This window comes from Nitriliruptor sp. (assembly GCF_040882075.1).
Taxonomy (GTDB): Bacteria; Actinomycetota; Nitriliruptoria; order Nitriliruptorales; family Nitriliruptoraceae; genus Nitriliruptor.
The window spans coordinates 23,229-42,900 of the sequence record NZ_JBBEBZ010000233.1; the positions used below are offsets into that span (position 1 = coordinate 23,229).

Genomic DNA, 19,672 nt, shown 5'->3' on the forward strand with positions numbered 1-19,672 from the left:
CGATGGAGTCCCACGTGAACCGTCCCAAGCTCGCCGCGGCCACCGCGGCGCTGATCCTGACCATCGCTGGCTGCGGCACCGCCGGCGACGACGCGGACATCTCTGCGACCACCCCCGACTCGACGCAGGACGAGAGCCCGGTGGCCGGTGACCTGACCGCGACCATCACCGACGCCGAGGTCGCCGACGACGGCTCGGTCACGCTCACGGTCGAGACCGGTGACGGGACCGAGGAGCTGACGACCTCGACCGCGGCGTACATCACCGCCCCGTCGGCGGCGGGTGGGCAGCAGCGCACCCGTCTGACGACCTGGCTCGAGAACAACGAGTTCGACGGCGGGACCACCTACGAGCTCCGCCAGCGTGACGGCGTGGTCACCCAGATCCGCGGCTGAACCACGCTTCCCTCGCTCGGTCCGTACCCTCAGTCGGATCGGTCGCCCCCACGCGGCCCTGGGACGGACGAGCAGGAGGGACGGTGCGCCGAGGTCGTATCGACTACCGGATGCAACGGCGAGCGGTGCTCGCCGAGGTGCGATCCGGTGTGCGCTCGGTCGGTGATGCCTGCGATGCCCACCCGGACCTCGTTCGAGCGGCGACCCACGTCGGCGCACCGGCCCGGGAGCCCTGCCCCCTCTGTGGCGAGGACGACCTGCGGCTCGTGACCTACGTCTTCGACCGCAAGGCGCCGGCCAACCGCGGAGGTCGAGCCGTGCCGCGTGAGTCCCTCGCTCGCCAGCACGAGCGGTACGGCGACCTCACCGTCTACACCGTCGAGGTGTGCACGGCCTGCCACTGGCACCACCTCGTCGAGTCCTTCCAGCTCGTCACGCGGGACACCGCCGTCGGCTGAGGCAGCCGTTCTCGACCGATATCCGGCAGCTCACCGCGGGATGAGCAGCCCCACCAGCAGGAGGGCTCCGCCGGCGACGATGACCCCCGCGCTGGCACCCGCGTACCAGGCCAGCAGCAGCACGACGGCTCCAGCGGCAGCGACCGCGGGTCCCGCCATCCGTGGGCCGTCGGTGCCGTCTCCCTCGGCCTCGACGACGAACCGACCCGCGCGGTCGACCCAGCCGCCCTGCGGTGCGTCGTACCACCCCGGCGACGCACCGCCGAGACCGAGGACCGTGACGACGTCGTCGGCGGGGAGGGCGTGCACGACCTGTGCCCAGGTGAGCGCGAGCTCGGCACGCAGATCGGCCTGCTGGTCGCGGTCGACGTGGATCTCGACGTCGTCGTCGCGGGTCACGACCCGGTGGAGGACCCCGCGGTGCTCCAGCGTCCTGCGCAGGCGTTCGGCCACGACGGGGTGGAATCGGCCGAGCAGCGCATCGGCCCGTCGGGGCGGTGCCACGCCAGGGGGCAGCAGCGTCTCACCGCAGCTCGCACAGGTGGCGACGCTCGGTTCGTACTCGTCCAGGCAGCGGGGGCAGCGCATCAGTGCGAGGCTACGACACCCCCGCACCGAGGAGCTGCCGTGACCGAACAGGTGTACTCGACCGATGCCTACGCGTTCGAGGTGGACGCGACCGTCGTCGACGTGGACCGCGAGACCAACCGGGTCCTGCTCGACCGGACGGTCTTCTACCCCGGAGGGGGCGGACAACCGGCGGACCGCGGGGTGCTGCTGCTCGGGGACGATCCGCTCGCGGCCGCCGACGCCGGGGACCGGGTCGACGTCGTCGGGGTGGGACAGGACGTGCGCGGGGTGTGGCACGAGCTCGAGGGCGCTCTCCCGACCGTCGGCACACGTGTGCACGGTCGGCTCGACGTCGATCGCCGGCTCGCCCTGATGCGGACCCACACCGCCATGCACGCCCTCTGCGGCGTGGTGTGGGATCGGTTCGCGTCGCCGGTGACCGGCGGGAACATGGAGCCGGGCGTCGGGCGGCTCGACTTCGAGCTGCCGGACTGGGACCCCGAGGAACGCGACCCGCTCGAGGCGCGCCTCCGCGAGGAGCTCGCCGCGGCCCGGCCGGTCGAGATCGCCTTCCTCCCACGCGCCGAGGCCGACCTCGACCCGTCGCTGATCCGGACCAAGGTGTCGCTGCTGCCCGACGACCTCGAGGTGGTGCGGATCATCGACATCGTGGGTCTCGACCGCCAGGCGGACGGTGGCACCCACGTCCGGTCGACCGCCGAGGTCGGCGAGGTGCGGATCGCGAAGGTGGAGTCCAAGGGGCGCGGCTTCCGCCGCATCCGCCTGGCGCTCGACTGACCCCGGGTCAGGAACCTGCGGGGCCGTGACCGTCGTCGGGCTCGTCGGCGGTGAACGCCTCGTCGGGCTCGTCGCCCTCGTCCGGCTCGTCGCCCTCGTCCGGCTCCGGAGCGAGGCCGGGGAGCGCGAAGGTGTCGGCTGCGATCTGGTCGCTGCGCACGCCCAGCTCGCCGCAGTCCGGGCACCGTTCCTGCCAGGGCGTCAGCTCGCGACGACAGGACGGGCACCGCTTGAGGTCGAGGTCGAGGTGCAGTCCGCTGGCGCCCGGCAGCGCCTCGTCCTCCTCGCCGCCCTTCTTCGGGTCGATGAAGCCCACTGCTGCCTCCTCGCGGTTGTTCCGGCCGGATGGCGCTCTGGTGACCCGTTCCGGTCCCTGATCGGACGATGGTGGCCCCGGCGCCGGCTCGTCAGCGCAGGTTGCGGCGCAGCACCACCACGTCGTCGCCGTACCCGGACGCGCTGCGTTCCTCGGTCCAGTCGACCCCCGTGTCGCCGCAGCGGTGGATCGTTCGACCGAGCCCGTCGGTCCGGGTCCGATCGAGATGCTTGTGGGCGTAGTCGGCCGCCACGTCCCCGGAGAGGGTGTTGAGCACCACGCACCTGCACCGCACCTCGGCATCCACCGCGGACCTCCCGATCGTCGCTCGAGGCGAACGTAGCGACGGCGGGCTCGACCCGGTCGCGCCCGGCCGTCGGGGCGGCGGGTCAACCGGGTGACTAGTTGCGATATGGCCCACCTGGGGGATGGCGGATCGCCCGGTCGACCGGGGACCATCGGGACACTCGGGACACTCGGGACACTCGGGACACTCGGGACACTCGGGACACTCGGGACACTCGGGACGTAGGTGGCACCTCGTCCCGGTTCCGTCGTCCCGCGCCGCGGGTCGACGTCGACAGCTGGGCCGCGATGTGGCGGCCCGAGGAGGGAACGCCGTGTTGCGCACCGTCATCGGTGGTGCCGTTGTCGCCGTGATCGCGGGTCTGCTCGCGATCGTGGGAGACGGCATCGGGATCACCGCCCTCTGGCCCGTCTTCCTGGCCGTCGGGGTCGCGCTCGTCGCGGGCCCGGCCGTCGCGAGCCGGGTCGGCAGCTTCGCGCTCGGCGCGGTCGTCGGCTTCGCCGCCATGGCGGTGAACGCCGGGTTCCTCCCGGACGTCGCCGCTGCGAACGCGATCGTGGTCGTGCTGGCCGTCGCCATCCTCACGCTGGTGGCCGCGCTCACGCAGGGCTTGCTGCCGCTGTGGGCGAGCCTGATCGGCTACGCGGCGTTCGTGGGCTTCTACAGCCCGACCTTCGCTGAGGCGCCCACGGCGTTCCTGTCCGACGCTCCCGTCGCGCTCGTCGCGGTGCTGCTCGCCGCCGGCGTCGGCGCCATCGTCGCGATCGTCGCCGAACTCGCCGGCAACGGCGTCACCCGTACCGAAGACCGACAGGTCGCTGCCGGAGAGGCTGTCTGATGCGCAGGACCATCCGTCACACCGCGACGCTGCTCGCCCTCGGCGGGCTCGCGGTCGCCACCAGTCTTCCCGCCGCCGCCCAGTCCGGGCGGGCCGAGACCATCATCCAGCGTCAGTCGATCCTGACGGAGACGTCGCCGACGGGTGAGGCTGGCACCTCCCGGGTCTTCACCCAGCTGGCGGTCACCGGCGACGGTCCCGTCACGGTGACGCTGCCCGACCAGTCCACCTCCGGGCTGCGCAGCCTCGACGGGTTCGGCAAGCCCGACGTCGAGGGTGACCAGGTCGTCCACCAGCTCGACGCCGGTGGCGAGGACGGCGCCCGCGCCCGCACCGTCGCGGACAACACCGCCGAGCTGCCGGTCTCGATCTCGGTGGTCCACCGCCTCGACGGCGAGGAGGTCGACCCGTCCGACCTGGCCGGCGAGAACGGCCGCGTCGAGGTCGAGTACACGGTCCGCAACCTCACGGCCGAGCCGCGCGACATCGTCTCCTTCGACGCCGAGAACAACAAGACCGTCGAGACCATGGACGTCGCCGTCCCGATGGTCGGCTCGATGTCGCTCACGTTGCCGCCGAGCTTCGTCAACATCGAAGCGCCGGGCGCCGTCACCGCCGGTGACGGCCGCGGAAGCACCGTGGTGAACTACTCGCTGCTGCTGTTCGCGCCGCTCGGTTCCGAGGAGCAGGTCGTCAGCTGGACCGCCGACTCGGTCGACACCGTCATCCCGATGACCTCGCTGCAGGTCCTCCCCGTCGACGACCGCTCCTTCGGGTCGCTGAACGCGACGGCGGAGGCGTACAAGGGCGCGGCCGGTTCGCTCGGTGATCTCGCCAACGGCGCGCTGATCATCAACTCCAACCTCCAACTGCTCGGTGCTGGTGCGAGCGAACTGCTCGCCGGGCTCGGTCAGCTCGCGGACGGCGCCAACGCGCTGAACGACGGCCTCGCCAACACCGCAGCCCCGGGTGCGCGCCAGCTGTCGGACGGCCTGACGGCTGCCCGCACAGGCGGCGGCGCTCTGTCCACCGGTCTCGGCGAGCTCGCCCTCGGCGCCAACCGCCTCTCGGACGGTCTCAGCGACGCCCGCGACGGTGGTCAGCGCCTGGAGGCTGGCATCGCCGGCCTGCCGTCGACCGTCGAGAGCGGCATCGACGCCGCGCTCGGTGACACGCTCGCCAACACGGTGCTCCCGACCCTGGCCGGCAACCTCGAAGCGGGGCTGCAGGAGAACCTCGAGCAGGCCCTCATCGGTCAGCTCAGCCCGCAGCTCATCGCGGGTATCGGTCCTGGCCTCTCCGCCGCGCTGACCACCGCACTGCAGGAACAGCTCGAACCGCAGCTGACGGCCGGCATCGGCCCGGGGCTCTCCGCGGCGCTCACCGAGTCGCTGCAGGATGACCTCGCACCCCAGCTGTTGGCAGCGCTCCAGGCATCCCTGGCACAGGCGCTGCAGGGGCCGCCGGTCAACCTCGACGCCGGGACGGCGGGAGCCGTCGCCGCCGGGTTCGTTGCGCAGGCTGGTCCGACGATCGACGGGGCGTTCGCGCAGTTCGCTGGCGCGTTCGGTCCGGGCTTCGCGGCTGGCTTCTCGCCGACCCTCGACGGGGCGTTCGCCCAGTTCGCTGCGGCGTTCGGCCCGGGCTTCACCGAGGGCTTCACCCCGAACCTCAACGGGGCCTTCACGGCCTTCTCCGCGGTGTTCGCTCCGGCGTTCGCGCAGGGGTTCGCCGCACAGGTCGGTCCGAGCTTCGACTCCCTGTCGTCGCAGTTCGCGGCCGGGTTCGCCGATGGTCTCGCCGATGGTCTCGAGGAGGAGGCGATGCCGGGCTTCCGTGCACTCAACAGCGGGCTGGCTCAGCTCGAGGACGGTGGCGGCCAGCTCGCGGCGGGTGCCGGTACGGCCTCCAGCGGTGCTGGTGAACTCGCGTCCGGGCTCGTGCAGCTCGACGACGGTGCGGCGCAGCTGGCTGACGGCCTCGGTGACGCGGCCGACGGTTCTGGTCAGATCGCCGAGGGCCTGGAAGCGGCCGCCGACGGTGGGCAGCGACTCGCTGACGGCACCGGCGCACTGTCGGAAGGCTTCGAGAACCAGCTCATCGCTGGGGTCTCGGCCGGCCGCCAGGGCGCGTCGCAGGACTACGAGCAGGTCCGCGCGGTGATCCAGCGTGGTCGCGAAGGTGCGGCTCCGTACGGCGTCGCCTCCGGGGCCGAGTCGACCACGGTCTTCCAGTTCGACGTCGCTGGCGTCGGCACGGAGGAGGGTCCGTCGACGCCGCTGCTCGCGGGTCTCGCGGGTCTCGCGCTCGCAGGTGCCGGTGCGCTGGGCCTCGGCCTGAAGCGCCGGCTCGCCTGAGTCACGCACCTGAACGCGCGACGCCCCGGCCCTCGCGGCCGGGCCCCCCCCCCCCCCCCCCCCCCCCCCCGTCCCGCCGCTACCTTCGCCGCGCCGTCCCCGGCAGCGACCCGCTCAGGAGCGCACGTGTGACCTCGGAACCCGCCCGCTGGTACCACCTCGCCGGTCGCCAGCAGCTCGGCCCCATCGACCTCGCCACCATGCGCGAACGGGTCCTGGACGGCTCCGTGACCCCGGACACCTTCGTGTGGGCCGACGGTATGCCCGACTGGATGCCGGCCGCTCAGGTCCCCGCGCTCGTGCCCCCCACCGATCTCGAGGACGCGCCGGAGGGCTGGCGATCGTGACCGCCGACCACCACCCGATCGAGGTCCTCCGTGCGCGCGGGTTCGTGCAGGACGTGACCGACGAGGATGCCCTCCGCCGACGGTTCGACGAGGGCCCCGTCACCTTCTACGTCGGCTTCGACCCGACCGCGCCGTCGCTGCACGCGGGCAACCTCGTCGGGATGATGGCGATGAGCTGGCTGCAGCGGCTCGGCCACCGGCCCATCGCGCTCGCCGGCGGCGCGACCGGCCGCATCGGTGACCCCTCGGGTCGTGACAAGGAACGCGAGCTCTACGACGAGGCGACCCTCGAGGCCAACCTCGCCGGTATCCGCCGCCAGCTCGGCGTCGTGCTCGACCTCAACGAAGCCGGTGGCGACGACCCGGCCAAGGGCCTGCTGGTCGACAACCACGACTGGTTCGGGCCGAAGACCTTCCTCGACGTCCTGCGCGAGGCCGGCACCCAGATGTCGGTCAACCAGATGCTCGGACGCGAGTCGGTCCGCCGCCGCCTCGAAGCCAGCGAGCGCGGCCTGACCTTCGCCGAGTTCAGCTACCAGCTGCTCCAGGCCTACGACTTCGCCCACCTCTACGCCACCTACGGCTGCGAGCTGCAGGGCGGCGGTTCCGATCAGTGGGGCAACATCACCGCCGGCACGGACCTGACGCGGCGGCTCCACGGCGCCGACGTGCACGGCATCGTCTGGCCGCTGCTGCTGACCGCCGACGGCCAGAAGTTCGGCAAGTCGGCGGGCAACGCGGTGTGGTTGGACGCCGAGCTCACCTCGCCGTACGCCTACTACCAATGGTGGCGCAACGCCGCCGACGCCGACGTCCCGCGGTTCCTGCGGCTGTTCACCTACCTCCCGCTCGACCAGATCGCCGAGCTCGAGGCCGAGCACGAACGCGACCCGGCCGCCCGCGCCGCGCACGAGGTGCTGGCTCGCGAGGCGACCCGGATCATCCACGGCGACGAGGGTGTCGCGCAGGCCGAGGCCGCCACCGCAGCGCTGTTCGGTGGCGGGCCGCTGCGTGGTCTCGACGATGCGACGCTCGCCGAGGCCTTCGAGGGCGCGCCGACGGTCGAGCTCGCCGCGGGTCGGCTCACCGAGGACGGCGGCGTGGGGCTGCTCGAGGTCCTGACGTCGGTGGGAGCCGCGTCGTCGAACGGTGAAGCTCGGCGGCTCGTCCAGGGCGGCGGCGTACGCATCAGCGGCGACCGGGTCGAGGACCACGAACGCCGGCTGACCCCGGATGACCTCGCCTCCCCGACGACGGTCGTCCTCCAGGTCGGCAAGAAGCGCCGCTACCTCGCCCGCTTCGTCTGACCGTCACCTCGCCCGCTTCGGCCCCGGGCCATCTCGCCTCCTCGGCGATGTCACCTCAGCTGGTCACGGTGACCTCAGCGCGTCACCCGTGAGCGGCTGGGGTGACCGTGAGCGACTCCGGCGACATCGCCGGGTCGCGGGTCAGCGAGGTGGTGGGGCGCGTAGGGTCGGTGCGTGGAACACGGGCTGCTCCGCGGCCTGGCCGTCTTCCGGTGGGCCGCCTGGATCTGGATGGCGACGGTGCTCGCCCTGGCTCGCCGCGCCCTCGACCGGCCCGCGGTGGCGGTGGCGCTGGTCGCCGCCGCGCTGGTGGTCACGGTCGTGGCCACGCTGCGGCTACGGGGGGACCCACGTCGGGTGATGGCCGCGCCGCTGGTCGGCACCGAGGTGGTGGTGGCGCTCGGCCTGCAGCTCGCCGACGGCTGGGTGTACCGGGCGCCGCACGTGTTCCAGCCCGAACAACCGCTCGGTGTCGGGTGGCCGACCGCGGCGATCCTGTCGGCGGGGGTCGCCTTCGGGCCCTGGATCGGGATCGGGACCGGGGTGCTGCTCGGGCTCGGTCGCGCGGTGTCCTCGACGTTGGCGGTCGAGCCGGTGGTCGGCAGCGCCGCGTTCGTCGCCGGACTGACCCCGGCCCAGACCCTGTCGCTGGTGACCACCACCGTCCTGTACGCCTTCGCGGGTGGGGTCGCCGGGTACGCCGTCCAGCTCCTCCGGGACGCCGAAGCGCGAGCCGTCACGGCGGAGCGCTCCCTCGGCGAGGCGCAGGCCCGCGAGTCGCTCGCCCGACGGCTCCACGACGGCGTGCTCCAGACCCTGGCGCTCGTCGAGCGACGGGCCGACGACCCGGCCCTCGCGCGCCTCGCGCGGGACCAGGAGCGCGACCTACGGGCGTACCTGTTCGCTGCGGGCGGCGATCGGGTGATCGGCGCGGGGGCCCTCGGTGATGCGCTGCGCGAGGCGGCCGCCCGCTTCGAGACGGCGTTCGACGCCCGGGTCGACGTGCTCGTCCCCGACGACCTGCCCGACCTCGACGCGGCGAAGGTCGAGGCGTTGGCGGGCGCGGCCGGCGAGGCGCTCACCAACGCGGGCAAGCACGCCGACGCCACGCGGGTGGTGGTCTCGGTCGAACCGACGGACGGCGGCGTGGCGGTGTCGATCCTCGACGACGGCGACGGGTTCGACCTGACCGCCACGCCGGAGGGTGTCGGACGATCCCGGTCGATCCGGGCCCGGATCGAGGAGCTCGGCGGCGAGGTCGCGTGGATCAGCCGCCCGGGCCACGGCTGCGAGGTCCGTCTCAGCCTGCCGGCCTGAACGCTGAGGCGACCGTCCCGGACCTACCCTGCCGTTCGCACCCGAGGAGGCTGCTGTGACCGACGCTCCGCCGCAGAAGGCCGCCGCGCGGCGGCCACCGGCCCGCGTCGTCCTCGCCGACGATCACCCCATCTGGCGGGACGGGATCCGGGCCGACCTCGGCAGCGGGTTCGAGGTCGTCGGTGAGGCGTCCGACGCGAACGAGGCCATCGCGGTCATCGAGCGCACGACCCCCGATCTGGTCGTCTGCGACCTGCAGATGCCGAACGGCGGGGGGATCGCGGTCGCGAAGGCCTGCGGTGAGGCGACCCGGATCGTCATCCTCACCGTCTCCGAGCAGGAGCGCGACCTCCTCGACGCGGTCGCTGCCGGGGCGTGCGGCTACCTGACCAAGTCCACGCCCGGCGACGAGCTCCGGGAAGCCCTGAGACGAGCCGCGGCAGGCGAGCCGGTCTTCAGCCCGCACCTCGCGATGCTGGTGCTCGGCGAGTTCCGTCGCATGGCCAAGCAGGCGACCGGCACCGACCCGCTGACCGACCGCGAACGTGAGGTGCTGTCGCTCGTCGCTCGCGGCTACCCCTACAAGGAGGTCGGGGCGCAGCTGCACATCGCCGCCAAGACGGTCGAGAACCACGTCCGCAACATCCTCGACAAGCTCCACCTCGAGCGTCGCCAGGAGCTGGTCCGCTACGCCCTCGAGCACGGCATCGAGTGACGCGCCGGGGCGACCACCCCGCAACTCCCTGGGCTGGGGCCCAGGAAGTTGCAGCAGCGGTGAGCGTCGGGGGTGACCGGTGCAAGAACCTGGGGTGGGGCCCAGGGAGTTGCCTCTCGGGTGCTCCCCAGCGGCGGGTAGGGGTGACCCGGGTGGAGCGCACCGACGCGACGGGGGACGGTGGCGACGACGCCGAACCCCTGGAGCCCGCCGTGGTCCCGAGCCCCCCGCCGACCCCCTCCCTGCCCGATGCTCCGCGGCAGCCGGATGCCCCCAGGCCGGGGCCCCAGACGCACGCTGGGCCGCCGCCGGAGGCCCAGCGGCTGGAGGTCCAGCGGCCGGATGCCCCGCCGCAGGACGAGCCGCGGGCCGATCTCTCGCCTCCGCCGCCGACCGGCGCGTCGGTGGACGACCGCTCGGCCGGTACCCAGCCTCCTCCGCCGACCGGGCCACCGGTCGAGGACGCTCGCCCGGTGTGGGAGCGCGGACGCCCGGCTCACGTCGATGCTGGCCCGTGGCCGGTCCGAGGAGGTGGCCCCGACGGCCCGCCCCCACCGCCGACCCGGGCCGTGCGGGGGGACGGTGAGGCTCGCAGCACCGCCGCGACGCTCGTGGCGGCGACCGGAGCGCTGCTGCTGCTCGCCGCCGCCACCTTCCTGGCCGTCAGTTGGGAACAGCTCGGACTGACCGCGCGGGTCGCGGCCGTCGGCACCGGGACGGCCGCCGCCATCGTCGGAGGCGCCCGGCTCCGACGGACGCTGCCGGCCGTCGGCGCGGTCGTGTTCCACCTCGGTGCCCTGCTCCTCCCGGTCGACGCGCTCGGCCTCGCTCTCCAGCTCGACGCCGGCCGTGCTGCGACGTTGGTGTCGGTCGGCGCCGTGATGCTGGTCACCCTGCCGATCGCGGCGCACGTCGGTCGGTCGCGCGCGTTGGCGTGGGCGGCGCTCGCGGGTGTGCCGGTGCTCGCGACCGGACTCGGCCTGGCGGGCAGCGTCCCCGCGCCCCTCGTCACGGCGGTCGCTGCCGTCGTCGCGCTCGCCGGTCGTGACCTCGTCCGCCAGCGACGTCGCCGAGGTGCGGACGACGAGGTCGCCGAGGACCGACCCGCCGAGGATGGAGCCGTCGAGCGCCCGACGGCCGGCCCCGCTCAGGTGCTGATCGTCGCGGCGCCCGTCCTGGCCCTCACCGCCGTCCTCGGACAGCTGCTCCTGGGCGCGGTCTCGGCGGCGGTGGCCCTCGATCGCGGGACGCCGCTGCTGGCCGGGGCGACGACGGGCTGGTTGCCGGGTACCTGGAGCGAGGCAGCGGTCACCGGCGCCGTGGCCGTGCTCGCACTCGCCGTCGCTGCGGCTCGTCGCCGGTCCGCCTTCCTGGCTGGGAGCGTCCCGGTCCTCGTGGCCCTCGCTGCAGTCACCTTGCTGCTGCCCGGCGACGCCCCGAGGCTGGCGCAGCTGTTGCCCTGGCCGCTGCTGTTCCTCACCGTGGAGGCGGTGGCGATCGCGACGCGGGGTGACCGGTATCTCGCCGTGCTCACCGCGCGGGTGGCCGCCGTGACCGAGCTCCTCGTGGCGCTCGCGCTGCCGGCGACCCTCGGGACGGTCGCCACCGCGACGCGCGATCTGCTCGAGCTCGTCGGCTTCGGTGCCGTGTCCGGCGCCCGGCCGGACCTGGTGCTGGCGACCGTGGCAGGCCTGACGGCGCTCGGGTGGGCGGTCGTCGTCGCACGCCGCGTGGCCACCGACGCCGCGGTCTCCGCCGACCCCACCCCCGCAGCCACGTCCCCGTCGTCCCCGTTCGAAGCTCCGCCGGTCGGCACCTCGTCGACCGGCCGCGAGGCTGCGCGTGACGCAGCGTTCGTCGCCAGCGCCACGTTCCTCGCTGCCGCGTGCACGCTCGCCCTCCCGTGGTCCGGGATCGGGGTGGCGGTGCTGCTCGTCACCGTCGCGCTGACCACGACCGTGCGGGTCGGTGGCCTGCGTGGTCTGGTCGCGAGCGCCACCGCCCTGGCGCTCGGCGCCACCGCGATCCTGGGTGGTTGGGCGGTCGCGTCGCTCGACATGGCCCGCTCCGACGCGGTGGTGGGGACGGTGGTCGCCGTGCTGGCCACAGCGGTCGCCGTGGTCCTGATCGTGCGCACCGAGCGGCACGCTGCCGTCGGCGAAGCGCCAGCTGCGATCGTGCTGCTGCCCGCCGCTCTCGCAGCGCTCCTGGTCACCGCCGCCGCCACGAGCGAGGCGCACGGGTCCGCGACGGCCCTCCTGGTCTTCGGGCTCCTGCTCGCCTCGCTCCCCGCGCTGCTGCCGACCCTGCCGCTCCCGGCCGACCTGCTCCGGGTCCTCGCCGTGGCGTCGGTCGTGTTCTGGCCCCACGGGGCCTTCGACCTCGACGGTGCTGTCGAGGCAGCGCTCGCCACCAGCGTCGTCGGTGCGGTCGTGGCGCTCGAGGCGATCCGGCGCCGCCGGCTGCATCTGCTGATCGTGGCCGGTCCCGTCCTCGTGCGAGCCGCGGCGGGTGTGGCGTTCGCGGCGACGGACTCTCGACCCTGGACCGGGGCGGTGCTGCTCGCCGCCGCGATCGCCGCTGCGGCGGCGGCCACGTTCCGCGACGAGCTGCGGGTCGCCGGGGCGGTCATCGCGGTCGTGGCCCTGGTCCCGGCAATCGTGCTGCTGGCCGTGACACCGACCGCGCTGGCGTGGGGGACCCTCGCGGTGGGCCTCACGGTCGTCGCGGGTGGGCTCGTCGCACGCCGCCACCTCGTGGCGCACGTCGGCGGGGTCGTGACCATCGCGGGTGTTTGGCAGCTGCTGGCCATCGCTGAGGTCGACGCGGTCGACGCGTGGTTGGCAGCACCGGCGCTGCACCTCTGGGCAGCGGCGGTCGGACCGCGCCGGGCTGGGCGGCTGTCGTCCTGGACCGCCGACGTGCCTCCGCTCCTGCTGGTCGCCGTCCCGGCCCTGCTGGAGCGCCTGGCCGGCGGGAGCGGCTGGCACACCGCCGCGGCCGGGGTCCTCGCGCTGATCGCCGTGGTCGGCGGAGGGATCGGTCGGCACGGTGGCCCGCTCGTGGTCGGCGTCGTGTTGACCGTCGCGGTCGTCGGCATCGAGACGCTCGCGGTGGTCGCCGCCGTACCGACCTGGGTCTGGCTGACGGTCGGTGGGGTGATCCTCCTCGGAGCCGGAGCCCTCATCGAGCGGACCGGCGACGCGCCGGTCGCCGGCGCGCGGCGCCTCGTCGAGGACCTGACCGAGCGCTTCGACTGACCGTCCACAGGCGGAGCGCACCTCATCGCCGGTGTGTCACGGGGTAGCTCTAGGTTGGGGCTCGTGGGAAGGACGCGACCGGCGACGAGGTCGTCGCCGCGGGACGTGCTCGAGGTGGGCGCGCCACGCGGGGCACGAGTTCGCCTCCGATTGTGGGAGGTCCGGACGTCCGGTACGGTCCCGCGGTCCTGCGCGTGGCGCTCGCACCTGTGCGTGCTCCACGGATCGGGCAACACGCCCGGATCGCGGTGTCCGAACCGGACCCCGAACCAGCAGGCCGCACCCCTCCCCCGAAGGTCTGATGGCGCGCGTGCGCGTCGTCGATGACCGGAGGGGGCCCGCCGCTCCCGGAGCTCGCTCCAGGAACGGCACCGACCGCACCGACCTGGTGCGGGCGGCGCGACCACAGGAGGTGCCACATGCGCCGCTACGAGATGATGGTGATCGTCACCGACCTGCTCGACGAGGAAGCTGCCACGGCAGCCTTCGATCGGGCCAAGAGCATCCTCGCCGCCCAGGGCGGCACGGTGCTCGACGAGGCCTTCTGGGGCCGCCGGAAGTTCGCGTACGAGATCAACAAGCGCGACTTCGGTTACTACGGCGTCCTCGACTTCGAAGGCACGGAAGAAGCCGTGACCGAGCTCGAGCGTCAGCTCACGATCTCGGACGACTTCGTCCGCTTCAAGACCGTGCGGCCGGCCACCCGGATCCGCAAGGTCGCCTGACCCCCGCGTCCTCCCACACCGGCTGCGTGCCCGTCACGCGACCGGTCGCCCGAGCCGAACCCGGAGCAGCGACCGAGTTCGATCCCGAGCCGAGCCCCGGAGAGCCGGGAGCTCGAGACGCCCGTCAGGAGCCTGAAGTGGCCTTCGAATCCAACTTCGTCACGTTCATCGGCAACCTCACCGATGACCCCGACCTCCGCTTCACGCAGGGCGGCGCAGCTGTCGCCTCCCTGCGGGTCGCCTCCAACCGTCGCTGGACCGGCAAGGACGGCCAGCAGCAGGAGGAGACGACCTTCCTCAACGTCAACTGCTGGCGCGAGCTCGCCGAGAACGCGGCGGAGTCCCTCCACAAGGGGGATCGTGTCCTGGTGATCGGTCGGCTGCGGGTGCGCAGCTACGAGAACAAGGACAACCAGACGGTGTGGGTGACCGAGATCGAGGCCGACGAGATCGCCCCGTCGCTGCGCTGGGCTCGTGCCAGCGTCAGCCGCACGAGCGGCGGTTCCTCGGGTGGTGGCACGAACAACGACTTCGCGCCGCCGCCCCCCTCGGACGACGACGTCCCCTTCTGATCACGACCATCCTCGGTCGGAGGCCCCACCTCGCCTCCGACCCCGAGCCGCGCTAGGAGCACGCCGTGGCGAACCCACGCAAGGACAGCAAGGACAAGAAGCCCCGCAAGCCGAAGCCCTGTCCGGTCTGCACGCAGGGCATCGAGTACGTGGACTACAAGGACCTGAGCCTGCTCAAGCCCTTCCTGAACGAGCGGGCCAAGATCAAGGCTCGTCGGACCTCTTCGGTCTGCGCCAAGCACCAGAAGCAGCTCGCGGCGGCGATCAAGAACGCCCGCGAGATGGCGCTGATCCCGTACGCGAACCGCTGAGGAGCTGATCGATGAAGGTCATCCTGAAGGGTGAGGTCGACAACCTCGGGCTCGCAGGCGACGTCGTTGACGTCGCCGACGGCTACGGCCGCAACTTCCTGATCCCCCGTGGGCTCGCCATCCTGGCGACCAAGGGCGCGATGAAGGAAGCCGAGGCCCTGACCCGTTCCCGCAAGGTCGCGGAATCGAAGACGTTCGGGACCGCGGAAGCGGCCCGGGAGACCCTCGAGTCCCGCACCCTGCGTATCCCCGTCCGCGTCGACGAGCGCGGCAACCTCTACGGCTCGGTGAGCGCCGGTGACGTGCAGCGCATCCTCAAGGAGCGGGGCCACGACATCGAGCGCAAGCGCATCGACCTCAAAGGCACCATCAAGGTCATCGGGGAGTACGAGATCCCCGTCCGCGTCCACCCGCAGGTCACCGCGACGGTGATGGTCGAGGTCGTGGACGAGGAGGGCAAGGTCACCCTCGACCAGCCCGAGCCCGAGCACGCACCGCTGCCGGGCGAGGAGGCCGAGGGCACCTCGGAGTCCTCCGACGCGTTGGCCGCCGGCGCGCTCGAAGCCGCGGAGCAGTTCGACACCGACGGTTCGCAGGACCCGGAGGGGGACGCTGCGGCGGCCGCCCAGGGTCCGGCCACCGAGGTCCTCACCGACGTCGACCAGCCGGTCGATGCCGACGAGGTGCAGCCGGACGAGCCCGTCGAGACCGACACCGCCGACGAGCTCTGAGCGACACGATGCACACGGCTCCTCTCGGACCGTCACCGCGCCGGTGACGGTCCGGGTCGGGGCCTGGGGAGAGCGATGTGACCGGGGCGCTGCCACCTCCACCACCGGAGGCCCCGCTGGACGACGGCTTCGCGCCGTCCGACGGCACCACCGGTCGACGAAGCGGCAACGGGACGGCGGGACGCGGCTACGACCGGGTCCCGCCGCACTCGTTGGAAGCCGAGGTGTCGGTGCTCGGCGCGTCGCTGCTCTCCCGGAGCGCGGCGGGTGAAGCCACCGAGGTCCTCACCCCCGACGACTTCTACCGCGGCGCCCACCGTGTGGTGTTCGAGGGGATCCGGGCGCTGCTCGACGCCGGCGAGCCGATCGACACGGTCACGCTGACCGACTGGCTGGCCCGCAACGACCGGCTCGACGAGGTCGGCGGGCCCGCCGCCCTGCACGACCTGACCGTCGCGACGCCGACCGCGGCGAACGCGGCGTACTACGCCAGGATCGTGCAGCAGAAGGCGTTGCTCCGCCGCCTCATCGACGCCGGGACGGCTGTCACCCGCATGGGGTACGAGGCAGCCGACGAGGCCGAATCGGTCGTCGACCGGGCCGAGAGCGTCATCTACGAGGTCAGCCAGATCGGTGCGCGCAGCGAGTACTCGCAGCTGCGCGACCTGCTCAACGACTCGTTCGCCGCCATCGAGAAGCTCGCCGAGCAGGGCTCGGAGGTCACGGGCCTGGCCACCGGCTTCGACGACCTCGACCGCCTGACGAGCGGCCTCCAACCCCAGAACCTCATCATCCTGGCCGCACGTCCGGCGATGGGGAAGTGCCTAGGTAGTTGCAGAGTCAACTATCCGAAGACGGGCGAGTGGCTCGAGGTCGAGGAGCTCGTCGCGCGTGGGCTTGAGGGGGAACCGGTCCAGGTCGCCGCGCTCGATGAGACGGGCAAGCTCGTCGCCGTCGATGTCGAGAGCTTCCACGACAACGGTGTCCAGCCTGTCCTCCGCCTCCGCACCCGGAGCGGGCGGAGCATCCGCGCCACCGCAAACCATCCGTTCCTCACCTGGCACGGGTGGCGCGAACTGCGCGACCTCGCGCTGGGAGACCTGATCGCGGTCCCGCGCGAGCTGCCGTACTTCGGTGATCAGCACCGTCCTGATGCGGAGGTCAAGCTGCTCGGCTACCTGCTGGGGGACGGCTGCCTGCGCAAGGCGTCGCCGGAGCTCACGACGGCATCGCTCGCTGTCGCGAGCGAGGCCGCATCGTGCGCCGCCGCCTTCGGTACCGAGGCGCGGGTCGTCGAGAAGCACGGGACCCGGGCGTGGACGATCGCTTTCCGCCTCGCGCACCAGCGTGTGACGCGCGAGCACATCGCGACGCTCGTCGGCGTGAGCGCGACCACCGTGAGCAAGGCGCTCAACGGTCCACAGCGGGACACACCGCTCCATCGCCGCATCCGGTCGACCGCGGAGGAGCTGGGCTACACCGCCTCATCTCCCCGCAACTACCTGCAGGAACGCATCGTCGAACTCGGCCTCGACGGCACCGGCAGCCACGACAAGTTCGTGCCCGACGTGGTGTTCACGCTACCGCGCGAGCAGGTCGCGATGTTCCTGTCGCGGTTGTTCGCCACCGACGGCAGCGCGTGGGTCGCCGAGGGACACAGCTACTTCGGTATCAGCTACTGCTCGGTGTCCGAGCGGCTGATCCGAGACGTGCAACACCTGCTCCTCCGGTTCGGGATCCTCAGCCGCATCCGGGAGCGCCAGGTCAAGTACCTCGACGGTACGAACCGGGCGTTCGAACTCGAGATCCGTGACGCCGCCAACGTGCGCAAGTTCATCAGCGAGATCGGGATCTTCTCCAAGGAGGAGCAGTGCGCGAAGGTGCTCGCGTACGCCGACCGCCGCGGGGTCACCCACACCAACACCGATCTTCTCCCGGTGGAGGTGTGGGAGGTCATCCAGGCGGCGAAGGGCGACCGGTCCTGGGCCGACGTATCTGCAGCAACGGGCCGGCCGCGCAACCACAACTGGCACGTCCGCAAGCGTCGACCGTCGCGCCGCCTCGTGTCCGAGCTGGCGGATGCGCTCGACAGCGACCACCTCCGGGACGTCGCGACCTCCGACGTGCTGTGGGACGAGATCGTGTCGATCGAGCCCGCCGGGGAGGAACGCGTCTACGACCTCACCGTCCCCGGCCTGCACAACTTCGTCGCCGACGACCTCGTGGTCCACAACAGCTCGCTCAGCCTGAACCTCGCGCAGTACGTGACGGTGGACCTCAAGAAACCGGCGATCATCTTCACCCTGGAGATGAGCAAGCTCGAGGTGGTCAACCGCATGCTGTCCGCCGAGGCGCGGATCGACTCCAACAAGCTCAAGACCGGTCGGCTCGACGACCTCGACTGGCGCAAGCTCGGGGACGCGCTCGGCAAGCTGTCCGACGCGCCGCTGTTCATCGACGACACCCCGGACCTCACCCTCATGGAGATCCGTGCCAAGTGCCGGCGGCTCAAGCAGAAGCACGGTCTCGACCTGGTGATCGTCGACTACCTCCAGCTGATGACCTCCTCGGGGCGCTCCGACAACCGCCAGAACGAGGTCGCCGAGATCTCCCGTGGCATGAAGATGCTGGCCAAGGAGCTCAACGTCCCCGTGATCGCGCTGTCGCAGCTGTCACGACAACCGGAGTCCCGCACCGACAAGCGTCCGCTGATGTCCGACCTGCGTGAGTCGGGCTGCGTCACCGGGGACACCCGCGTCATGCGTGCGGACACCGGCGGCACCGTCTCCATCGGCGAGCTGGCTGCGACCGGCGAACGTGACGTGCCCGTCTACGCCCTCGGTGATGACTACCGGCTGGTGCGCAGCACGATGACCCACGCCTTCTCGAGCGGTCAGAAGCCGGTGTTCCGGCTCACGCTCGCCTCAGGGCGCACGATCCGAGCGAGTGCGAACCACCCGTTCTACCGCCTGAGCGGGTGGACCAGGCTCGACGAGCTCGCGCTCGACGATCGCATCGCCGTCCCACGCCGACTGCCGCAGCCGGACGTCCAACGGCTCGTCGACGAGCAGATCGTCATGCTGGCGCACCTGATCGGCGACGGCTGCTTCGTACGGCGCCAACCGCTGCACTACACCAGCAACGATCCGGCCAACCTCGAAGCGGTGGAAGCAGCGGCGGCGTTCTGGGGGATCACCCCGCGTCGGGTCGCGCAGGAGAGCTGGTGGCACGTCTACCTCCCGGCGCCGTACCACCTGACCCACGGGAAGCGGAACCGGATCTGCGCGTGGCTCGACGAGCTCGGGCTGTTCGGTCTCCGTAGTGGTGAGAAGTTCCTGCCGGACGCGGTCCTCCGCCTCCCCAACGACCAGCTCGCGACCTTCTTCGGCCACCTGTGGGCAACCGACGGTCACGTATCGGTGACCTCGGCCCCGAGGCCGCGGATCTCGGTCTACTACGGCTCGTCGAGCCGACGCCTCGTCGATGATGTCAGGACGGCCCTCCTGCGGCTCGGGATCGCGTGCCGGATCCGGACGGTCACGAAGGACGGTTACGGCTGTTCGTACCAGCTGTGGATCGAGGGACGTGATCAGCAACGGCGCTTCTTGTCGACAGTGCCGGTTCAGGGGCGCCGGGGTGACGCTGCCGATGCCGCGCGGAGGGCTCTCGAGGACGTCGCGCCCGGACGCGTATGGAGCGACACACTGCCAGTTGGCGTGTGGTCGGGGGTCCTGTCGGCCGCCAGTGGGTACGGATACGACAGGGGCGAGTTCGCGCGGATGCTGGAACCGATGCTCGTCGCGCCCGTCGCCATCCTCGAGCGGCCCGTGGCACGCGAACGGCTCGCTCGGACGGCGGATCTGATCGACGACCCCCACTTGGCCGAACTCGCCGAGTCCGATGTGCTCTGGGACCGCGTCGTCGCCATCGAGTCCGATGGTGTCGAGGAGGTCTTCGACGCGACCGTGCCCGGCCCGCACAACTTCGTCGCCGACGGGATAGTTGTCCACAACAGCATCGAGCAGGATGCCGACATCGTGGCGTTCATCTACCGCGACGAGGTCTACGACGAGCAGAGCCCCGACAAGGGCATCGCCGAGCTCATCATCTCCAAGCACCGCAACGGTGCGACGGGCGTGATCAAGCTCGCCTTCCTCGACCACCTCACCAAGTTCGCGAACCTGCACCGCGGCGCCTCCGGCGGCAGCGGCGGCGCTGGTGCTGGCGGGGCTCCGACCCCGATGTGACGCCGGGCCGGTGATCGCACGGTCCCCCGCCCGTTCACGCGACGACGCGGGGGTACGGCGCGGGTGGCCGTCCGACGGCAACCGACCGAGCACCGGCCCGC

18 protein-coding genes are annotated in these 19,672 nt (G+C 72.2%); 15 read left to right on the forward strand and 3 right to left on the reverse strand.

The genetic code is table 11. From position 1 onward, the window contains the following. The first annotated feature begins 14 nt into the window (after positions 1-14). Positions 15-395 (forward strand): hypothetical protein, encoded by a 381-nt coding sequence (locus WEB03_RS16915; RefSeq protein ID WP_368072094.1) that lies wholly within the window; start codon positions 15-17, stop codon positions 393-395. An 83-nt stretch (positions 396-478) separates the two neighbouring features. Next, on the forward strand, positions 479-853 hold the full coding sequence (locus tag WEB03_RS16920) for a DUF5318 family protein (RefSeq protein WP_368072095.1): 375 nt from the start codon (positions 479-481) through the stop codon (positions 851-853). Between the two features lie 30 nt (positions 854-883). Here the strand turns inward: WEB03_RS16920 and WEB03_RS16925 are convergent, their stop codons facing one another. Beyond that, entirely contained in the window at positions 884-1,357 is a 474-nt protein-coding gene (locus WEB03_RS16925; RefSeq protein ID WP_368072096.1) for a hypothetical protein, read from the reverse strand. Positions 1,358-1,480: 123 nt separating this feature from the next. Between WEB03_RS16925 and WEB03_RS16930 the strand changes: the two genes are divergently transcribed. Next, positions 1,481-2,221, forward strand: a complete 741-nt coding sequence (locus WEB03_RS16930) for an alanyl-tRNA editing protein (RefSeq protein ID WP_368072097.1) — start codon at positions 1,481-1,483, stop codon at positions 2,219-2,221. Between the two features lie 7 nt (positions 2,222-2,228). Here WEB03_RS16930 and WEB03_RS16935 read toward each other — a convergent pair whose 3' ends face one another. Together WEB03_RS16935 and WEB03_RS16940 are read right to left on the reverse strand one after the other, a co-directional pair. Then, a complete protein-coding gene (locus WEB03_RS16935; RefSeq protein WP_368072098.1) occupies positions 2,229-2,537 on the reverse strand; it encodes a hypothetical protein in 309 nt (102 codons plus the stop codon). Between the two features lie 91 nt (positions 2,538-2,628). After that, positions 2,629-2,817: a hypothetical protein gene (locus WEB03_RS16940; protein ID WP_368072099.1), complete on the reverse strand. Its 189-nt coding sequence runs from the start codon at positions 2,815-2,817 to the stop codon at positions 2,629-2,631. A gap of 340 nt (positions 2,818-3,157) precedes the next feature. Here WEB03_RS16940 and WEB03_RS16945 point away from each other — a divergent pair, with 340 nt between their 5' ends. The 12 genes from WEB03_RS16945 to WEB03_RS17000 all read left to right on the forward strand — a co-directional run bounded on the left by WEB03_RS16945 (position 3,158) and on the right by WEB03_RS17000 (position 19,571). Then, entirely contained in the window at positions 3,158-3,682 is a 525-nt protein-coding gene (locus tag WEB03_RS16945; protein ID WP_368072100.1) for a hypothetical protein, read from the forward strand. Then, positions 3,682-6,039: a hypothetical protein gene (locus WEB03_RS16950; protein WP_368072101.1), complete on the forward strand. Its 2,358-nt coding sequence runs from the start codon at positions 3,682-3,684 to the stop codon at positions 6,037-6,039. Before WEB03_RS16945 ends, WEB03_RS16950 begins: the two co-directional genes overlap by 1 nt. Positions 6,040-6,167: 128 nt before the next feature. Further along, entirely contained in the window at positions 6,168-6,386 is a 219-nt protein-coding gene (locus tag WEB03_RS16955) for a DUF4339 domain-containing protein (protein WP_368072102.1), read from the forward strand. Then, positions 6,383-7,693: a tyrosine--tRNA ligase gene (gene tyrS, locus WEB03_RS16960; RefSeq protein WP_368072103.1), complete on the forward strand. Its 1,311-nt coding sequence runs from the start codon at positions 6,383-6,385 to the stop codon at positions 7,691-7,693. The genes WEB03_RS16955 and tyrS overlap by 4 nt, the downstream gene beginning before the upstream one ends. Before the next feature lie 174 nt (positions 7,694-7,867). Then, positions 7,868-9,010: a sensor histidine kinase gene (locus tag WEB03_RS16965; protein ID WP_368072104.1), complete on the forward strand. Its 1,143-nt coding sequence runs from the start codon at positions 7,868-7,870 to the stop codon at positions 9,008-9,010. Between the two features lie 55 nt (positions 9,011-9,065). Then, complete coding sequence (locus WEB03_RS16970) at positions 9,066-9,725, forward strand: response regulator (protein ID WP_368072105.1); 660 nt, start codon at positions 9,066-9,068, stop codon at positions 9,723-9,725. Positions 9,726-10,294: 569 nt separating this feature from the next. Continuing rightward, the gene (locus WEB03_RS16975) at positions 10,295-12,985 is read left to right on the forward strand and encodes an SCO7613 C-terminal domain-containing membrane protein (RefSeq protein ID WP_368072106.1); all 2,691 of its coding nucleotides are present in this window, start codon (positions 10,295-10,297) and stop codon (positions 12,983-12,985) included. Between the two features lie 419 nt (positions 12,986-13,404). Next, positions 13,405-13,710, forward strand: coding sequence for a 30S ribosomal protein S6 (gene rpsF, locus WEB03_RS16980; RefSeq protein WP_368072107.1), 306 nt, complete (start codon positions 13,405-13,407; stop codon positions 13,708-13,710). A gap of 137 nt (positions 13,711-13,847) precedes the next feature. Beyond that, positions 13,848-14,282, forward strand: coding sequence for a single-stranded DNA-binding protein (locus WEB03_RS16985; protein ID WP_368072108.1), 435 nt, complete (start codon positions 13,848-13,850; stop codon positions 14,280-14,282). A gap of 65 nt (positions 14,283-14,347) precedes the next feature. Next, complete coding sequence (gene rpsR, locus WEB03_RS16990; protein WP_368072109.1) at positions 14,348-14,593, forward strand: 30S ribosomal protein S18; 246 nt, start codon at positions 14,348-14,350, stop codon at positions 14,591-14,593. An 11-nt stretch (positions 14,594-14,604) separates the two neighbouring features. After that, a complete protein-coding gene (gene rplI, locus WEB03_RS16995) occupies positions 14,605-15,324 on the forward strand; it encodes a 50S ribosomal protein L9 (protein ID WP_368072110.1) in 720 nt (239 codons plus the stop codon). 77 nt (positions 15,325-15,401) lie between these two features. Continuing rightward, entirely contained in the window at positions 15,402-19,571 is a 4,170-nt protein-coding gene (locus WEB03_RS17000) for a replicative DNA helicase (RefSeq protein ID WP_368072111.1), read from the forward strand. Positions 19,572-19,672: the final 101 nt, after the last annotated feature.